The sequence below is a fragment of the Mycolicibacterium holsaticum DSM 44478 = JCM 12374 genome (assembly GCF_019645835.1).
Lineage (GTDB): Bacteria > Actinomycetota > Actinomycetes > Mycobacteriales > Mycobacteriaceae > Mycobacterium > Mycobacterium holsaticum.
This window is the reverse complement of the sequence record NZ_CP080998.1, coordinates 1,995,332-2,011,513: the sequence shown is the minus strand read 5'-3', so window position 1 is coordinate 2,011,513 and position 16,182 is coordinate 1,995,332. Positions and strand designations below refer to the sequence as shown.

The window sequence follows — 16,182 nt, the reverse complement described above, 5'->3', positions numbered from 1 at the left end:
ACTTCGTGCAGCAGATCACCGGGCCGCAGCGCCGCCGAAGCGACGTCGAACAGCTCGACCACGGTGACCTCAAGGTTGTTGAACGCCTTCGGCACCACCCGGAAGACATCGTTTTCGATGATGCCCGTCGCCGCGGCGTTCGCCGGTCCGGTCACCGAAGCCGCGGCAGCGCCGAGCGCCCGCAGCGGTGATCCCGTCGCGCCGAGGGCGCCAAGAAACGTGACCGGGGTAATTGCCAGCGCGATCGGCACCGTGATCAGCCCGTCGACGACGTGGGGGCAGATGAGGCTGCAGTACTGAAGCTGGTTGCCGATGAACGCCAGCGGTATCGCGCCAAGGGGTGGGGCGGTCGCGGCGAGACGTACGTCGTGGACCTCGGTGCGCGGCGTTGCCACCGCCGGCTCGGCGGGGATGACCGCCGTCGGCGCGACGACACCCACGGCGGTGACGGCGGCAAGCAGACCCGATTGAAGTCGACCCGGCATCTCGACCCCCTTTTTGGTAGCGACCGGACCTCTAGGTCACGGCTGGGGGGACCGAAAAGTTCGAATGCCTACAGCCGTACGAGGCGGAACGGGTAGGTGAACGTGCCGCCCGGCGCACCGTCGCAACCCGCCGCGAAGGAGGATTCAAGCGTGCCCGACCGCGTCGTCGCGTCCCAGGAATAGACGTCACGGGTGGCGATGACCGGACCGTAATAGACGTTGCCGCAGCGTAACCCGTCCGGCACGTCGACGGTCATCGTGTACCGGCCGTCTGCCAGCTGCGCGGTTCCCCGGTACGGAAATGCCTTGGCGTTGGGTTGCGGCACCGCCTGGACCTCGACGCACTTTTCGTTCCCGCAGCGCGAGATCACCCACAGCCAGGTGTGGAAGTCGTATCGGCCGTCGATGTGCAGTTCGAAGTTGCCGTAAGGCGTGTCGGCCGCCGCAGTCCCCGGCGATGACAGTGCGATGACAGTGCACGCGATGGCGAGCAGTGCGGCTTTCATGGCGGTCTCCGGACTCGTGGTGGTCTGCAGTGATCCTCACCGATTGCGGGCACCCCCTTTAAGGGTTGTCCCTGCAGGCGGGACAGCGCATCGCCTGCCCTCGGGTCGTCCCGCTCAGCGGACGACGGTGCGCACCGCCATCGGCACCACCGCTAGGTTTGGTTACCTGGCCGGGCCGCCGCGGTGAGGAGTGTGTGTTGGGGATCTCCGAACTGGTGGGGTGCGCGGCGGCGGTGGCGCTGGGACTCACGGCGGGCGGATTCGCGGCTACCGCCCACGCGTCCGAGGACGACTGGGGCCTCAACGGCACCTACACCGCGACGTCGAACGGTGAATGGGCCAAGACCAACGACAAGTTTCGCGATGAAGCCAGCTTGCGCAGCACCTGGACGATCTCGACGGTCTGCAGTTACCCGACCGAATGCACGGGCACTGTGGTCAGCGACTTCGGTTGGACCGCACCGATTTACAAGACCGGCGGCATCTGGTACGTCAAGCACACCGTGGAGAACTGGGTGCCGTGCCCGGACGGCACGGGGGCGCCCGGGCTTCAGGTGTTCCGCTTCGTGCCGGTCGTGGAGGACGGCAGCCAAACCGACCCCGCGTCGACGACGTTGGCGGGTGAAGACCAGACCACGGGCGTCAGCGGCGCCTGCGGGGTGAGCAAGCCGGTGTTCATCAGCATGCCGTTCAAGCTGGTCAAGGTCGGCGGTTGAGCGATCCGCCGACCGTCATGGTCCGGTGGCGAACAGATCCTGCCACGGCCGAGGGCCGGCCGGCGTAACCAGGTCGCCCTGGCGGAACACCTTTCCGTCGGGTGTGGCGTACTGACCCGTCTGCGGATCGTAGGTCGCCACCGCAACGGAGGGTCCTGCGGGTTCGGGCGCCGGCGGGGCCGGTGCGGGCGCCGGGGTGCCCTCGACCGGCCCGAAGATCCGGTCACCGAAGTCGACCCGGTCGTCGGGGGCCACGCCTTGGGCGATCAGGTTCGGGTCGATGGGGTACGGGCCGGTGGCGTGTTGGCGCATTGCCAGCGGCTCGAAAGGCCGGTCACTTTCACAGATCTCCACCGTGGGGGCCCGCTTTCCCGGCTGACCCATGCAGGGGTAGTTGCGAGCACCGCGAACGCCGATCGGCGAGTCCTGCGGAAGCTTGCAATACAGCCCGTCGGGGGTGTCGACGACGGTGGTGTCCTCGGGCGACCGCCACATGCTCGGCGGCAGGAACCCGACGGTGCATGCCGGTGGATCGTTCATCACCATGGTGAAGTCTCCCAACGCCATTCCGGTCGGGTTGTTTCTCGAGACGCCGACCGTCTGGGTGGCGGCGACGTAGGGCGGGAACAGCACCAGCAGTTGTTCCAGGGACGCGTGATAGGTGACGCCGACCTTGCCGATCGTGGTGAGGTTGGCCAACAGCACCGGCAGCGTGGCCTTGACGCGGTTGAACAGCTGGGACGCCTCGTCGGCGGCGCCGGGTCCGGCGTCCAGCACCGTGCGTATCTGCGCATCGTTGGCGGCGAGCTGGTCGGTGATGCCCGCCACGCTGCGCGCCCACGTTCGGATGCTGTCCGCGGACTGCGCCTGGCCGTCGAGCAACGGGCGGCTGTCGTCGATCAACGATCGGGCGCGATCGGCGACGGCGTCGGTCTCGGCGACCACCGTCGCCGACGAGTCCATCAGCGATCCGATGTCGTAGGCGGCACCGTCGAGGCCCTTGAACGTTTCGTCGAGCAGCGCGCTGATCTTGTCCTTGGGCACACTGTCCAGCAGGGCGCTGACCTGATCGAGCATGGGGCCGACGGCCTGCGGCACAGACGTGTTCTCCTTGGCGATGACCGATCCGTCTGCCAGGTAGGGCCCGTCGGCATTGGCGGGCGTCAGATCGACGTACTGTTCCCCGACTGCCGAGACGCTGCGCACGTAGGCGTGCGAGCTTGCCGGGATTCTCGGTGACGTACCCAGCGACAGGGTGGCGACGGCACCGTCGCGGGTGGGCTGCACATCCATCACCTTGCCGACCTGTACGCCGCGATAGGTGACGTTGGCGAACCGGTAAAGCCCGCCGGTGCCGGCCAACTCCAGCTTCACCGTGATGCGGCCGATTCCCAGCAGCGTCGGTACCTGCATGTAGCTGAACAACATCACCGAGATGCCGACGACGGAGGCGACCGTGAAGACGATCAACTGATTCCGGACGAAACGGGTGAGCATCAGCTGCCGCCCTCGGGGACCGCACCGGTCGGCGACACCGCCAACGGTGGCAACTCGGCGACTTCGGTGGGGGTGGCGGTGATGGGCGCCTTGAGCGGGTCGTAGGTGTAGGCCAGGTACCATGGATCTCCGGGTGCGGGGACCATCGGGGCGCCCTCCTGGCCCCACCGGGTGCCCAGGAACAATCCCCGCTTGAGCCGCGGGATGGTGAAGTCGAACACGATGAACTGGTTCATGTAGTCGCCTCGGATCGCGCGGTCGATGAAGCTCTGCGTGTAGGGGAAGGTCGGCGCGTACGACAGCACCGTGCCCAGGTCGGGTCCGACGTCGGCGAGGGCCCGCAACGTCGGCTCGAGGTTCTCGAGGTTGCGGACAAGATCGGCTTGGGAGTCGTTGATCAGTCCGGTGGCGGTGTCGCTGAATTGGCGGAGTTTGTCGAGGGCTTCGGTGATGCGCGGCCGCTCTGTGACCAAGACGTCCAGCGCGGGCGGAATCCGGTGCAGCGCAGCGGTGATCACGTCTCGCTGGCCGGCGAACGTGGTGGCCATCCGGTCCATCGCCGCGATCGACGCGTTGATGTCGTCACGTTGGGTGTCGAGCATGCCGACGAAGTCGTTCAGCCGGGTCAGCAGGCTTCTGATCTGGCTCTCGCGGCCGTTGAGCGCGGCGTTGAACTCCCTGACGATGTCGCCCACCTGGCCAAGGCCCCCGCCGTTGACCACGACGGACAGCGAGGCCAGGGTCTGTTCGGTGGACGGATACGTCGAGGACCGGTCCAGACCGATGGTCGCACCTGGTTGCAGCGTGCCGCTGGCCGGTTGTCCCAACGGTGGGTTTAGCGCCAAGTGCATCGAGCCGAGCAGGCTCGTCTGCCCGACGGTGGCCACCGCATTGGCCGGTATCGCGACGCCGGGTTCGACAGAGATCTCCACGTCGGCGTGCCAGTTGTCGACCCGCATCTTGCCGACGCTGCCGACCACGACATCGTCGATCATGACCGGTGAGTTCGGCTCCAGCGAACCGACATTGGCGACGAGCACACGGTAGGTGGAGGCGTCGGGACCGTGCCCGACGGTACCGGGAAGCGGCAGTGAGTTCAGCCCTTCGAAGGCACATCCGGTTGCGGTCAGGACGACGCAGGACGCGAGCACGGTCATGCGGCGAAGCGCCTTGCCGACGGTCATGATGGCGGCTCCTGCGCTTCCGCGGGAAGCAGCATGTCCGAAACGGTCGTCGGCCCTGACGGCGCGGCCGTGGGCACTCCCGGCGGGACGGGCGCCCCGGGATACAGCGCGGGCTGGGGATGTCCTGGCAACCCGTGCGGCGCATAGGCGCCCGGAGGAGCCGGTGGGGTGTCCCAGCCCGCCGGGGGCGGCATGTCGCCGGCACCTGTGTAGGCCGACACCGCCGGTGCGAGTTCGGGCGGCAGCGGGCTGCCGCCTGCGCCGCCGGGCGCCAGGTCGGGATCCGAGTAGATCAGGTTGTCCGGGCTCGGCGATTTCTGTAGGTAGGCGTTGAACGGCATGGGCAGGTAGTTGAAGTTGAGCAGACGCAGCGCAGGGCCGAGGTATTCCGCACAGAGCCTGGAAGTCTCTGATGCGGTGGCGTTCTTGACCGCGCCGATCGACGAGCAGACCAGCTGTACCGGGTTGGCGAAGTTCGACATGGCGAACCCACCGATCATCGTCCCGGTGTCGGGGTTGTAGATGTTGTAGCCGTTGGCGATCGCGTTGGGCGCCGCGTGCAGGACGTTCTCCAGGGCCAGGCGGCGGTCGGCGAGGTTCTGTGTCACGTTGGCCAACCGGGATATCTGCTCGGCGGTCTGCTCGCTGCTTCCGGCTACGAATCGCTGCACCTCGACGACGGCCTCCGACAGGTAGGTCAGTGCCGCGTCGAGGTCGGACCTGCTGGCATCCACGAGGCTGCTCACGGTGGCCAACCGGTCCGAGAACTGCACGATCTGAGTGTTGCTGTCACGCAACGCGGCGACGAAGACCTGAAGGTTCTTGATGACGTCGACGATGTCTGCGCTGCCGTCGGCCAGGATGCGGCCCACCTGTGCGAGTTGGGTGATGGTCTCGCGCAACTTCTCTCCGTTGCCGTTCATCGCGCTGGCCGCGCTGTCGATGACACGTCCCATCGAGGTCGTCGAGACATCGCCGGAGGGCCCCAACTCCGTTGCCAGGCGCATCAGTTGGGTCTTGACCTCGTCCCACTCGACGGGCACGGCGGTGCGGTCGGCGCCGATCACCGCGCCGTCGGGCATCGTCGGCCCGCTCGTCTCGTAGGCGGGTGTGAGCTGAACGTAGCGTGCGGAGACGAGGTTCTGCGCGACGACGACGGCCTGGGCGTCGGCGGGCACGGGCACGTCACGATCGACGCGCAGCGTGACCCTCGCCTCGGCTCCGACAGGCTCGATGGCCTCGATGGTGCCCACCTTGACTCCCGCAACCCGCACCTCGTCGCCGGGATAGATGGCGGTGGCCGAGGTGAAGTACGCGGTGATCGTCTTGGGACTGAGGTAGTTCTGGTAGACCAGTACCGCCGAACCGGCGATCAGCAGCCCGGCCAGTACCGCCGACAACGCGACGGTCAGACGCTTACGGCGGTTCATCGTGATCCTCCGGGAATCCCGTTGTACGGGAACGGGAATTCGGCGCGGGGCCCGGCGTTGTCCGGAGGCTGGCCGGCGTTGACACCGCGTCTGAAGCCCCACAGGTAGTCGAGGAACGGTTGCAGGGCCGGTCCCGGGATGAGGTTGCCGACGAACGCGTTGTAGTAGAAGCCGTTGTTGACCGCCTCACCCTGGGTGACCTGGTACTTGGCCAGGCCCGTCAAGGCTTTGGCGATGTTGTCGCGGTTACGCTCGAGCATGTCGGAGACCATGTTCAGCTTCTCCAGGGTGGGCGCGAGTTCGGCTTCGTTGTCGTGCACGATGTTGGTCAATTGCTGTGCCGCCGCTGATGTTTGGGCGAGCAGGTTCACGATGGCGTGCCTGCGTTGCTCGAGCACACCCGTGAAGTCGTTGGCGTTGAGGATGAGCGTGTTGAGCTGCTGGCTGCGTTCGGAGAGGACACCGGTGACGTCGGCGGCGCTGTTCAGCAGGTTTCCCAGCGTCTCGTCGCGGCCGTTCAGCGACTGTGACAGCCGGCTCAGCCCGTCGAACGTGGGCCCGAGTTGCGGGGCGATCCGCTCGATCGTCTCCGACAACGTGTCCAGCGACCGGTTCAGCGCCGCGGTGTCGGTGGTAGCGGTGTTCGCCGTGAACTCGCTGACCGCCTCGGTCAACGAGTACGGCGACGAGGTCCGCGACAGTGGGATCACATCGGAGGGACGCAACTTCTCGGTGCCGTCGGGTTCCAGCGTCATCATCCGCTCACCGAGCAAGGTCCCGGTGCGGATGTGAGCGGTGGTCTGTGATCCCAGCGCCACCGTGGCGTTGACGGTGAAGGTGACCAACGCCTTGCCCTTGCTGAGTGCGACCCGCGAAACCGAACCGACCTTCATGCCGGACACTTTCACGTCGTTACCCGCCGTCAGCCCACCGGCCTCGGCGAACAGCGCCTGATATCTGATCGACGTCGCCATCGAGAGCAGCCGCTCCGGTTGCAGCCCGACCGCGCATACCAGCACGATCAACACCGTGCCGATGAAGCCGGTGCGGATAAGCGACGCCTTGCGGTATTTCAGCATCAGGGCTCCCCGCACCTTCCGGTGTTCTGGATGATCCAGGGAAAGTGCGCGGTGCGACCCTGTAGATCGGTGACGCGCACCGAGATTCCGCAAAGGTACTGATTCAAGAAGCTGCCGTAGGCGCCCAGCCGCACCACCTTCTTGTAGTTCTCCGGGAGCTTCTGCAGTGAAATGTCGAGCAACGGTTCGTCTTTCTCCAACAACGGAGCGACCCGATTGAGTTGGTCGATGCTGCCTGCCAGCGGTTGACGCGCGTGGTTGAGCAGGTCGGCCAGCGACGCGGTGCCGTTGTCGAGCGCGGTGATCGCCTCGCCGATGGGATCGCGGTCGGCGGCCAAGCCGGTGATCAACTGTTCGAGGCGGTCGACGGCACCGGAGAACTTGTCCCCGTCCTTGGCGACGGTGGTCATCACCGCGTTGAGGTTGTCGACCAGCTGCTGCACTGTCTCACCGTTGTCGGCGATCGCGTTGGTGAAAGATGCCGTCTTGGCGAAAAGGGACTCCACGTTGCTGCTCTGCCCCTGCAGGATCTGGATCAGCGAGCTGGTCAGCGCGTTGACGTCCTGTGGGTTGAGGCCCCGGATGACCGGCTTGAGCCCACCGAGCAGCAGGTCCAGATCGAGCGCCGGGTCGGTGCGCTCGGTCGGTATTTGCGATCCGGCGGCCTGGATTTCGGTAGAACCAGGCCCGTCGAGCAGTTCGAGATAGCGGTCGCCGACCAGGTTGAGGTAACGCACCGCGGCCCTAGTGCCCGTGGTGAGCACGATCTCGGGGTCGGCGTCGAACTCGACGAGGACCTTGTGGTCGGTCTGCAGCGATACGCCGGTCACGGTGCCGACCCGGATTCCCGAAACCCGCACCGAATCCCCCGGTTCCAGGCTCGACACATCGGTGAACACCGCGGAGTAGCCGTGGGCGGTGCCCGATCGGTACTCGCTGAAGACCGCGAACAGACCGGCGGTCATCAGCACCATGACGCCCCCGAACACGCCGAACTTGAGCGCGGTGGCAAAAAGCCTCATCCCGGCTGCCCGATCTGGGCGGTGTTGCGTGGCGGCCCGTCGATCGGGCCGAACAACGCCTGTTTGAGCGCATCGGAGTTGAGCAGGATGCCCTGGTTGCCGTATTGCGCACGGTTGGCGTCGATGTCGGTGACGACATACGGTGCCCGGGTCTCGTACCCGACGTCGGGTAGCCGCCCGCACTGCGGCCCACCGGTGGCCGCGACCTTGGGCAGGTTGCCCGGGTAACGGTAACGTTCGGAACCCAGCACGAAGGAATCCAGCAGCAGCACACCGGGTACCGGTGTCGGCGGGGCTTTGGCCAGTGGCGCCATACCGGCCAGGGCGCAGTTCAGCGCGGCGTTGTACTGGTTTGTCAGGTCGGTGGTGGGCACCAGCAGGTCAGCGACATCGGTGAGCGCCCGCCGGTTGGTGGCCACCACCTCGCCGGCGATTTCGGCCAGCCCAATCGTGCTGAGCAGCAACGTGTCCAGATCGCTTTGCTTCTCCACGATGGTGTCGCTCATGCGGGTGGCGCGTTCGGCGATCGTGACGAGATCGGGCGCCGCGTCGGCATAAGCGTCGAGCACCTCGGGGGCCACCGCTATGTCGTGGGCGAGGTTATCCAGGCTGGGGTTGATCTTGGCCAGCATCGTGTCCAGGTCAGACATCATCTGGCCGAACTTCGCGCCGCGACCGTCCAGACCAGTCGCGATCGCGCCGAGCGTCTCGTTGAGCTTGGCGGGTTCCACCTTGTCCAGCACGGCAACGAGTTGTTGGAAGATCGTGTTGATTTCGACTGTCACGTGCTCGGAGTCGAGGACCTGTCCGGACCGCAGCGACTGGGGTGCGGGATCATCCGGTGGGACCAGCGCGACATACTTCGCGCCGAACACGGTCGACGACGTGATGTCCACCCGCACGTTGGCCGGGATCAGTTGCAGCGCTGACGGTTCCATCGCGAGGTGGATGGCGGCCTTACCGTCGGGCAGGGTGTCGATCGACGCCACCGTGCCGACCTGTGCACCGTTGAGCTTGACCCGCGCGTCGGGGTTCATGACCAGGCCGGCGCGTTCGGAGATGATGGTGATGGGCACGGTTTTGGTGAAGTCGCCGCGGAACAAGGTGATGGCCAGGGTCACGATCAAGGCGATCGCGATGATCATGGCCAGCCCGGTCAGCGGGCGTAGTGCACCAGATTTCATGGATGACGCCCTTTAGCCTGAGAGGTTGAAGTTGCCGTTGGAGCCATACACCGACAGCGACACCAACAGCGTCACCGAGACCACCACCACCAAACTGGTGCGCACCGCGTTACCCACCGCCACCCCCACCCCCGAGGGACCCCCGGTGGCGAAATAACCGAAGTAAGTGTGGATCAACAAAATCGTGATCGCCATCAACACCGCCTGCAGAAACGACCACAACAAATCGATCGGGTTCAAAAACGTGTCGAAATAATGGTCATAGAGCCCACCGGACTGCCCGAACAACACCACCGTGGTGAACTGCGACGCCACAAACGACAAGATCACCGCGATCGAATACAACGGCGTGATCGCCAACATCCCGGCCACAATCCGCGTCGACACCAAATATTCCACCGGGCGGATCGCCATCGACTCCAACGCATCAATCTCCTCATTGATCCGCATCGCCCCCAACTGCGCAGTCACCCCCGCCCCGAACGTGGCCGCCAACCCGATCCCGGCCACCACCGGCGCAGCGATACGCACATTGATAAACGCCGCCAAAAACCCCGTCAACGCCTCGATACCGATATCACCCAACGAGCTATACCCCTGCACCGCCAACGTGCCCCCGGCCGCCAGCGTCAAAAACCCCACAATGGCCACCGTGCCACCGATCATCGCCAACGTGCCCGCACCCATCGAGATCTCAGCGATCAACCGCACGATCTCCTTACGGAAATGCACACTGGCATGCGGAATACCGGCCAACGCCCGCACATAAAACAACAAATGATCACCGACACGACCCAACACATCCACCGGCCGGCGCACCGAACGCGTCAACCGCGGATAGGTGGAACGCAAAATCGTCATCGTGCCCATCAGCGGCCCCGCTACCCCGCCGTCATCCGGATACCAATCGCGGTGACCACCACATTGATCACAAACAACGACATAAACGCATACACCACCGTCTCATTGACCGCATTACCCACCGCCTTGGCCCCACCACCCGAAATCGTCAACCCCCGATAACAGGCCACCAACCCCGCGATCAACCCGAACAACGCCGCCTTCACACACGAAATAATCACCTCAGGCACCCCGGTCAACAACGTGATCCCCGCCGCGAACGCCCCCGGATTCACATCCTGAATGAACACCGAAAACATATATCCACCCAAAATGCCGATCACCACAACAAAACTGTTGAGCAACAACGCCACCAAACCCGAAGCCAACATCCGCGGCGTCACCAACCGCTGCACCGGATCAATACCCAACACCTCCATCGCATCGATCTCCTCACGAATCGTGCGCGACCCCAAATCCGCACAAATCGCCGTCGACCCCGCCCCCGCCACAATCAACACCGTCACAATCGGACCCACCTGCGTCACCGCCCCAAACGCAGCACCAGCCCCCGACAAATCCGCCGCACCCAACTCCCGCAACAAAATATTGAGCGTGAAACTAATCAACACCGTGAACGGAATCGCCACCAACAACGTCGGCGCCAACGCCACCCGCGCAATAAACCAACACTGCTCCAAAAACTCCCGCCACTGAAACGGCCGCCGAAACACAAACCGCACCGCATCAGCCGACATCGCAAACAACCCACCCACAGCCGCCATCGGCCCCGCCAAATCACGCACCCGCGGCAACCCTCTTCTGCGACCCACCGCCCACCGCTCCGGCGACGTCACCACCGCACGGTCGGTGACGTCCGGCGTTGACATCGCGCTCCTCAGTGCTGGGTGAACGGATAACGGGTAGCGACAGTCCCCCGAGCGCAAAGGTTCGCACCGAACCGCGGCCGCTCACGCTGAGCGTCCCGCTTAACGGGAGGCCCGATCAGCGGAACACGTCACCGCTGCCGCGCACCGGCGTGGCAGGCTGTTGCGATGACCGACAACGCCTCGCTGGCCGCCCGAGTCGAGAACGATCTGCGTGAGGCTCAAACCCCGTCGGGGACATTGCGCTACTACGACGCCGGTTCCGGGCCGGTTTTGCTGTTCCTGCACGGTTCGGGCCCGGGCGTTACCGGCTGGCGTAACTTCCGCGGCGTGCTGCCCGCGTTCGCCGACCAGTTCCGGTGTCTGATCCTGGAGTTCCCCGGGTTCGGGGTCAGCGACGACTTCGGTGGGCATCCGATGGTCACCGCGCAGGGTGTGGTCACCCCGTTCCTCGACGCGCTCGACGTGGACCGCGTCGACATCATCGGTAACTCGATGGGCGGCGGCGTCGGCGTCAACTTCGCGATCAACAACCCCGACCGCATCGGCCGGCTGGTCACGATCGGCGGCATCGGCACCAGCATCTTCAGCCCCGGACCCAGCGAGGGCATCCGGCTTCTGCAGGAATTCACCGAAGACCCGACCCGCCAACGCCTGGTGGACTGGCTCAACTCGATGGTCTACGACCAGTCGCTGGTCACCGATCAGCTCATCGAGGAGCGCTGGCAGCTGGCGACCGATCCGGACACGCTTGCCGCCGCGCGCCGCATGTACGGCAAGAAGGCGTTCGCTCAGATGATGGCGATGATGAAGGCCGCCGACATGCCGATGCCGTGGGCGCTGATGCACAAGGTGGCAGCCCCGACGCTGTTGACATGGGGTAGAGACGACCGGGTGAGTCCCCTTGATATGGCGTTGATCCCGATGCGCACCATCCCCAACGCGGAGCTGCACGTGTTCCCCAACTGCGGACACTGGGCGATGATCGAGGCGAAAGAGGCGTTCGAAAGCACCGTGCTGGCGTTCCTGAACCGACGATGATCGGTCCGCCGGCCCCGGAGGAGCCAGATGGATAGCGCGGTAGACATCGAGGATCTGACCAATCCGGTGCTCACTCGGGCGCAACGCGACACCCTCGAACAGGTTGAAAGCCTGCCCGTAGACCTGGACCCCGGAACCCTGATCGCGGAGGCGGTCGAGAAAACCGGACTGGAGAATTTCGGGAGCGGCGATTTCCGGACCCGGCTCGATGCGTACGCGGGAGCCGTCGAAGTCGACACCGGCGCCACGAACCTCAACCGCCTCATCCTCCATAATCGGATCGTCCGACTGCTGTCGCAGCGCCTGTTGTTGACCGATCTGCTGCGCCGCTATCCCGAGATAAACGAGATCGAGATCGACAGACCGATCATCGTGGTCGGGCTTCCCCGTTCGGGCACAACACATCTGGTGAACCTCATCGCCTCGGATGCCCGGCGGCGGGCTCTCCCGTACTGGGAGAGCCAGGAGCCGTTTGTACTTCGCGGCGAAGGCCCCGGCGTCGACGGCGTCGATCCCCGATTCGCGCGAAGTGCCGCCGAGCACGAATCGGCGAAGACGATGACCCCACTGCTGCAGGCGATGCACGACCGGTTTCCGCAGGCGATCGAGGAGGAGGTCGAGCTGCTCGACCTCGACTTCGCGAGCTATGTGCTGGAGTGGCATGGCCGGGTTCCGCAGTGGCGCGACTTCTATCTCGGCTTGAACCAGGACGAGCACTATGCCTATCTGCGCACGATTCTCAAGGCACTGACATTCTTGAGGGGGCCACGGCGGTGGGTCCTCAAGTCCCCGCAGCACTGCGAACAACTCGGCCCGTTGATGCGCACCTTCCCCGACGCGACCGTCGCGTTCACCCACCGGGATCCGGTGGCGGTCATCCAATCCGCCGTCACCATGCTGGCTTACGGCGACCGGGTCCGCCGCAAGAAGATTGACCCGGAAGCGCTGGTGGAGTACTGGATCGATCGAGTCGAACGGCTGCTGCGGGCGTGTGCGCGCGACCGGGAGCTCGTCGATTCCGGGAGCAGTATCGACATCTCCTTCCACCAACTCAACGGAAACGAGATGTCGATCCTGGAGACGTTGTATGCCTACAACGGCACACCGTTGAGCCCACAGGCGCGGGCGGCGTTCCGCGGCTACCTCGACGACAACCCGCGAGGCAAGCACGGCCGGCTTCGCTATGACCTGCAGGGCCATTTCGGGCGGTCCCCGAGCGAGGTTCGTTCGCGGTTTGGTTTCTACTTCGACCGTTTCGACGTGCGGGAGGACGCGTGACGCCCTATGAGCCCGCGTACCTGAGCCGACCAGGGGCCGACGAGATCGTCGGCGCGGGTGCGCCTGCCGAGCAGGTCAGCCCCGGCATCTGGCTCTCTCCGGGGTTGTCGAACTCGTATCTGCTGACTACCGATGAGGGCCGGATCGTGGTGAACACGGGGATGGGTTTCGAGGGACCGGTTCACCGCGCTAACTATGACGCCATCAGCACCGCACCGATCCGCTACGTCATTCTCACGCAGGGACACGTCGACCATGTCGGGGGTATCGACACGGTCGCCGACCCCGACAGCGAGATCGTCGCGCAGGCGAACTGGCAGACGTGGCGGCACGACAACGAGCGGCTGTCCGCGTTCCGGGCCCGCAACTCTGCGTTCGCATGGCTCGACAAGGTGATCGCCACGATCGAAGGCACGACCGAGCGGTTCGGGCCCCCGCCGCCGCAGAGCGTGCCGAACCCCACCGTCGTGTTCGACGACGAACTGATCATCGAGCTCGGTGGCCGCACTCTGCAGCTCATCTCCACCCCCGGGGGTGAAACGACCGACAGTCTGGTGGTGTGGTTACCCGACGAAGAGGTCTGCCTGTGCGGCAATGTGTTCGGGGCACTTTTCGGACACATTCCGAACCTGGTCACCGTCCGAGGTGACCGCTATCGGGACGCGCTGACCGTGGTGGAGTCGATCGATCGAGTCCGCGCGCTCGGCGCCCAGACGTTGCTGACGGGGCACTTCGGCCCGATCGTCGGAAAAGACCGGATCGAATGGGAGCTGACGCGGCTACGCGATGCCGTGAAATACATTCACGACCGCACGGTGGAAGGTATGAACGCAGGCAAGGACGTTCACACGCTGATGCGTGAAATCGAACTACCGCCCGAACTGGAGGTCGGCCAAGGGTACGGCACCGTACGGTGGAACGTCCGCGCCATCTGGGAGAACTATGCGGGATGGTTTCACCATCGATCGACCGCCGAACTCTACGCCCAGAGCACGGACCCAGCCGAAGCGGATTTGCTCGAACTCGCAGGCGCAGGACCGGTTCTCGACCGGGCCCGCGCACTCTTGCACGCCGGAGAACCGGTGCGGGCCGTCCAACTGGCCGAGATCGTGAACCGTGCCGAACCCGAAAACAAGGAAGCCAAGCAGGTGTCGCTCGCCGCACACCAAGCGTTACTGCGAGACAGCTCCAACTTCTGGGAGGCCGCATGGCTACGCAAGCGGATCGAGGGCCTGACATGAGCAACCGCGTTTCGTTCGACTTCACCGGTGCGACGGCGTTGGTCACCGGCGGCACCAGCGGCATCGGTCACGCCACTGCAACCCGGCTGCGCGACAGCGGTGCGCACGTGACGATCACCGGCACCAGGGCCCGACCCGAGGACTACGACGTCGACTTGTCGGGTCTGCGGTATCATCAGTTGGCGCTGACCGACTCGAGCGGGATCGACGCTCTCGCCGACGCATTTGCGGAATTGGACGTGCTCATCAACAACGCCGGGGGCAACTTTCCGGGTGGTCTCGATGAAGCGACCGCGGCAGGGTTCGCCGCATCGGTGGAGGTGAACCTGCTGGCGCCGTTCAGGTTGACCGAACGCCTGCACGGCGCGCTGAAGGCATCGACAGCGGCGGGCGGCGCGAGCGTGGTGATGCTCGCCTCGATGGCGGCGATTCGTGCGGTGCCGGTGGTACCCGGGTACGGATCTGCGAAAGCCGGGGTGCTCGCGCTGACCCGCAACCTCGCCGTGAGATGGGCCGCAGACGGTATCCGGGTCAACGCCGTCGTCCCCGGGGTCGTCGCCACCCGCATGACCGCGCCGATGGACCATGTACCTGAGATCAAGCAAGCACAGATCGACCATATCCCGCTCGGCAGGTTCGCCGACCCGGCGGAGATAGCCAGCCCGATTCTCTATCTGTGCAGCGGCAATGCGTCCTACAGCACCGGATCGGCGCTCGTCGTCGACGGCGGCTACGGCGTCTTCTGAACGACCCAACGACATCGACGAGGAGGATGCCGCAGTGAGAGCAGCCGTCATCACCGCTCCGCAGACCACCGAGATCGTGGACGTGCCGACGCCAACCGCCGGCCCGCACGACGTCGTGGTGAGGATCCGGGCCTGCGGCATCTGCGGGTCCGACACCCTCTACATCTCCCTCGGCGGGCTGCCGCCGCGGCAAGGCAGGATGCCGATCGGCCACGAACCCGCCGGTGAAGTGGTAGAGGTCGGCGCCGAGGTGAGCGGCATATCGGTCGGTGACCGAGTCGTGGTCAACCCGATGGCCGCGGCTGACGACATCATCGGCAACGGCGGCTCGACCGGAGCGCTGGCCGACTACCTACTCGTCAAAAACGCGGTGCGCGGCAAGAGCATCGAGGTGGTGCCCGATCACATTCCATACGAGGTCGCAGCGCTCAACGAACCCATGGCGGTGGCTCGTCACGCGGTCAACCAGGTGGCGCCCCGGCAGAGTGATCAGGTGCTGGTGTTCGGCGCTGGCCCCATCGGCCTGGGCATCACGCTGGCGTTGAAATCGCGCGGGGTCAGATCCGTCGTCGTTGCCGATGTCCTGCCGTCCCGGCTGGACAAGGCGCTGAAAGTCGGTGCGGACGCCGTGATCAACTCCGCGGCCGAGGATCTGGCTGCGCGGCTGACCGAGCTCCACGGAACCGGGACTTCGATGTGGCCGGACCGGGCAGGTACGGACATATTTCTCGATGCCGCCGGTGTGCCCGCGGTGATCGACACCGCCCTGGGCGTGGCCAAACGTGGAGCCAAACTCGGCGTCGTCGCCGTCCACAACGAGCCCGTCAGCATGGACCTGATGAACCTGATGGCCAACGAGCTGACGATCGTCGGGTCGATGGGATATCCCAGTGAGATCTTCGAGGTGACCGACGACATCGTCGAAAACTGGGAGAAATACCGCGTGATCATCAGCCACACTTTCGATTTCGATGATCTGGCCGAGGCGCTGCAGTGTGTCGCGACGCCGGGCAAGGCCGACAAGGTCGTCATCACGATGAACTGAT

Annotated in this window: 15 protein-coding genes; 6 read left to right on the top strand and 9 right to left on the bottom strand. The window is 65.2% G+C overall.

Translation table 11 applies throughout. The features are described 5' to 3' along the window. Window positions 1–553: 553 nt before the first annotated feature. The gene (locus K3U96_RS09720) at window positions 554–991 is read right to left on the bottom strand and encodes a hypothetical protein (protein WP_220692854.1); all 438 of its coding nucleotides are present in this window, start codon (window positions 989–991) and stop codon (window positions 554–556) included. A 194-nt stretch (window positions 992–1,185) separates the two neighbouring features. Between K3U96_RS09720 and K3U96_RS09715 the strand changes: the two genes are divergently transcribed. After that, entirely contained in the window at window positions 1,186–1,707 is a 522-nt protein-coding gene (locus K3U96_RS09715) for an Rv2253/PknI dimerization domain-containing protein (RefSeq protein ID WP_372514970.1), read from the top strand. A 15-nt stretch (window positions 1,708–1,722) separates the two neighbouring features. On the opposite strand, the gene K3U96_RS09710 is transcribed toward K3U96_RS09715, so the two are convergent. The 8 genes from K3U96_RS09710 to K3U96_RS09675 are packed head-to-tail and all read right to left on the bottom strand — an operon-like array spanning window position 1,723 to window position 10,728. Continuing rightward, window positions 1,723–3,204: an MCE family protein gene (locus K3U96_RS09710; RefSeq protein WP_220692853.1), complete on the bottom strand. Its 1,482-nt coding sequence runs from the start codon at window positions 3,202–3,204 to the stop codon at window positions 1,723–1,725. Then, window positions 3,204–4,388, bottom strand: coding sequence for an MCE family protein (locus K3U96_RS09705; RefSeq protein WP_220692852.1), 1,185 nt, complete (start codon window positions 4,386–4,388; stop codon window positions 3,204–3,206). The genes K3U96_RS09710 and K3U96_RS09705 overlap by 1 nt, the downstream gene beginning before the upstream one ends. Next, a complete protein-coding gene (locus tag K3U96_RS09700) occupies window positions 4,385–5,818 on the bottom strand; it encodes an MCE family protein (protein WP_220692851.1) in 1,434 nt (477 codons plus the stop codon). Before K3U96_RS09700 ends, K3U96_RS09705 begins: the two co-directional genes overlap by 4 nt. Beyond that, window positions 5,815–6,897 carry an MCE family protein gene (locus tag K3U96_RS09695; protein ID WP_220692850.1) on the bottom strand — a complete coding sequence of 361 codons (1,083 nt, stop codon included), beginning with the start codon at window positions 6,895–6,897 and terminating at the stop codon, window positions 5,815–5,817. Before K3U96_RS09695 ends, K3U96_RS09700 begins: the two co-directional genes overlap by 4 nt. Continuing rightward, complete coding sequence (locus K3U96_RS09690) at window positions 6,897–7,919, bottom strand: MCE family protein (protein WP_220692849.1); 1,023 nt, start codon at window positions 7,917–7,919, stop codon at window positions 6,897–6,899. The genes K3U96_RS09695 and K3U96_RS09690 overlap by 1 nt, the downstream gene beginning before the upstream one ends. Further along, complete coding sequence (locus tag K3U96_RS09685; protein ID WP_220692848.1) at window positions 7,916–9,103, bottom strand: MCE family protein; 1,188 nt, start codon at window positions 9,101–9,103, stop codon at window positions 7,916–7,918. Before K3U96_RS09685 ends, K3U96_RS09690 begins: the two co-directional genes overlap by 4 nt. 12 nt (window positions 9,104–9,115) lie before the next feature. Further along, window positions 9,116–9,973, bottom strand: coding sequence for an MlaE family ABC transporter permease (locus tag K3U96_RS09680; protein ID WP_069403592.1), 858 nt, complete (start codon window positions 9,971–9,973; stop codon window positions 9,116–9,118). 11 nt (window positions 9,974–9,984) lie between these two features. Then, window positions 9,985–10,728, bottom strand: coding sequence for an MlaE family ABC transporter permease (locus tag K3U96_RS09675; RefSeq protein ID WP_230982492.1), 744 nt, complete (start codon window positions 10,726–10,728; stop codon window positions 9,985–9,987). A 270-nt stretch (window positions 10,729–10,998) separates the two neighbouring features. Between K3U96_RS09675 and K3U96_RS09670 the strand changes: the two genes are divergently transcribed. Genes K3U96_RS09670 through K3U96_RS09650 form a run of 5 tightly spaced genes read left to right on the top strand, consistent with a single transcriptional unit; the run spans window position 10,999 to window position 16,181 of the window. Continuing rightward, complete coding sequence (locus K3U96_RS09670; RefSeq protein ID WP_069408213.1) at window positions 10,999–11,871, top strand: alpha/beta fold hydrolase; 873 nt, start codon at window positions 10,999–11,001, stop codon at window positions 11,869–11,871. 27 nt (window positions 11,872–11,898) lie between these two features. Continuing rightward, complete coding sequence (locus K3U96_RS09665) at window positions 11,899–13,149, top strand: sulfotransferase family protein (RefSeq protein ID WP_220692847.1); 1,251 nt, start codon at window positions 11,899–11,901, stop codon at window positions 13,147–13,149. Then, on the top strand, window positions 13,146–14,390 hold the full coding sequence (locus K3U96_RS09660) for an alkyl sulfatase dimerization domain-containing protein (protein WP_220692846.1): 1,245 nt from the start codon (window positions 13,146–13,148) through the stop codon (window positions 14,388–14,390). Before K3U96_RS09665 ends, K3U96_RS09660 begins: the two co-directional genes overlap by 4 nt. Then, window positions 14,387–15,136, top strand: a complete 750-nt coding sequence (locus K3U96_RS09655) for an SDR family NAD(P)-dependent oxidoreductase (protein WP_220692845.1) — start codon at window positions 14,387–14,389, stop codon at window positions 15,134–15,136. Before K3U96_RS09660 ends, K3U96_RS09655 begins: the two co-directional genes overlap by 4 nt. Before the next feature lie 34 nt (window positions 15,137–15,170). Beyond that, entirely contained in the window at window positions 15,171–16,181 is a 1,011-nt protein-coding gene (locus tag K3U96_RS09650) for a zinc-dependent alcohol dehydrogenase (RefSeq protein WP_220692844.1), read from the top strand. Window position 16,182: the final 1 nt, after the last annotated feature.

What these genes read in the sequence shown, in the direction of transcription:
- K3U96_RS09720 (WP_220692854.1), bottom strand. Translation starts at nt 991, where the DNA reads ATGAAAGCCGCACTGCTCGCCATCGCGTGCACTGTCATCGCACTGTCA.
- K3U96_RS09710 (WP_220692853.1), bottom strand. Translation starts at nt 3,204, where the DNA reads ATGCTCACCCGTTTCGTCCGGAATCAGTTGATCGTCTTCACGGTCGCC.
- K3U96_RS09705 (WP_220692852.1), bottom strand. Translation starts at nt 4,388, where the DNA reads ATGACCGTCGGCAAGGCGCTTCGCCGCATGACCGTGCTCGCGTCCTGC.
- K3U96_RS09700 (WP_220692851.1), bottom strand. Translation starts at nt 5,818, where the DNA reads ATGAACCGCCGTAAGCGTCTGACCGTCGCGTTGTCGGCGGTACTGGCC.
- K3U96_RS09695 (WP_220692850.1), bottom strand. Translation starts at nt 6,897, where the DNA reads ATGCTGAAATACCGCAAGGCGTCGCTTATCCGCACCGGCTTCATCGGC.
- K3U96_RS09690 (WP_220692849.1), bottom strand. Translation starts at nt 7,919, where the DNA reads ATGAGGCTTTTTGCCACCGCGCTCAAGTTCGGCGTGTTCGGGGGCGTC.
- K3U96_RS09685 (WP_220692848.1), bottom strand. Translation starts at nt 9,103, where the DNA reads ATGAAATCTGGTGCACTACGCCCGCTGACCGGGCTGGCCATGATCATC.
- K3U96_RS09680 (WP_069403592.1), bottom strand. Translation starts at nt 9,973, where the DNA reads ATGGGCACGATGACGATTTTGCGTTCCACCTATCCGCGGTTGACGCGT.
- K3U96_RS09675 (WP_230982492.1), bottom strand. Translation starts at nt 10,728, where the DNA reads ATGGCGGCTGTGGGTGGGTTGTTTGCGATGTCGGCTGATGCGGTGCGG.
- K3U96_RS09670 (WP_069408213.1), top strand. Translation starts at nt 10,999, where the DNA reads ATGACCGACAACGCCTCGCTGGCCGCCCGAGTCGAGAACGATCTGCGT.
- K3U96_RS09665 (WP_220692847.1), top strand. Translation starts at nt 11,899, where the DNA reads ATGGATAGCGCGGTAGACATCGAGGATCTGACCAATCCGGTGCTCACT.
- K3U96_RS09655 (WP_220692845.1), top strand. Translation starts at nt 14,387, where the DNA reads ATGAGCAACCGCGTTTCGTTCGACTTCACCGGTGCGACGGCGTTGGTC.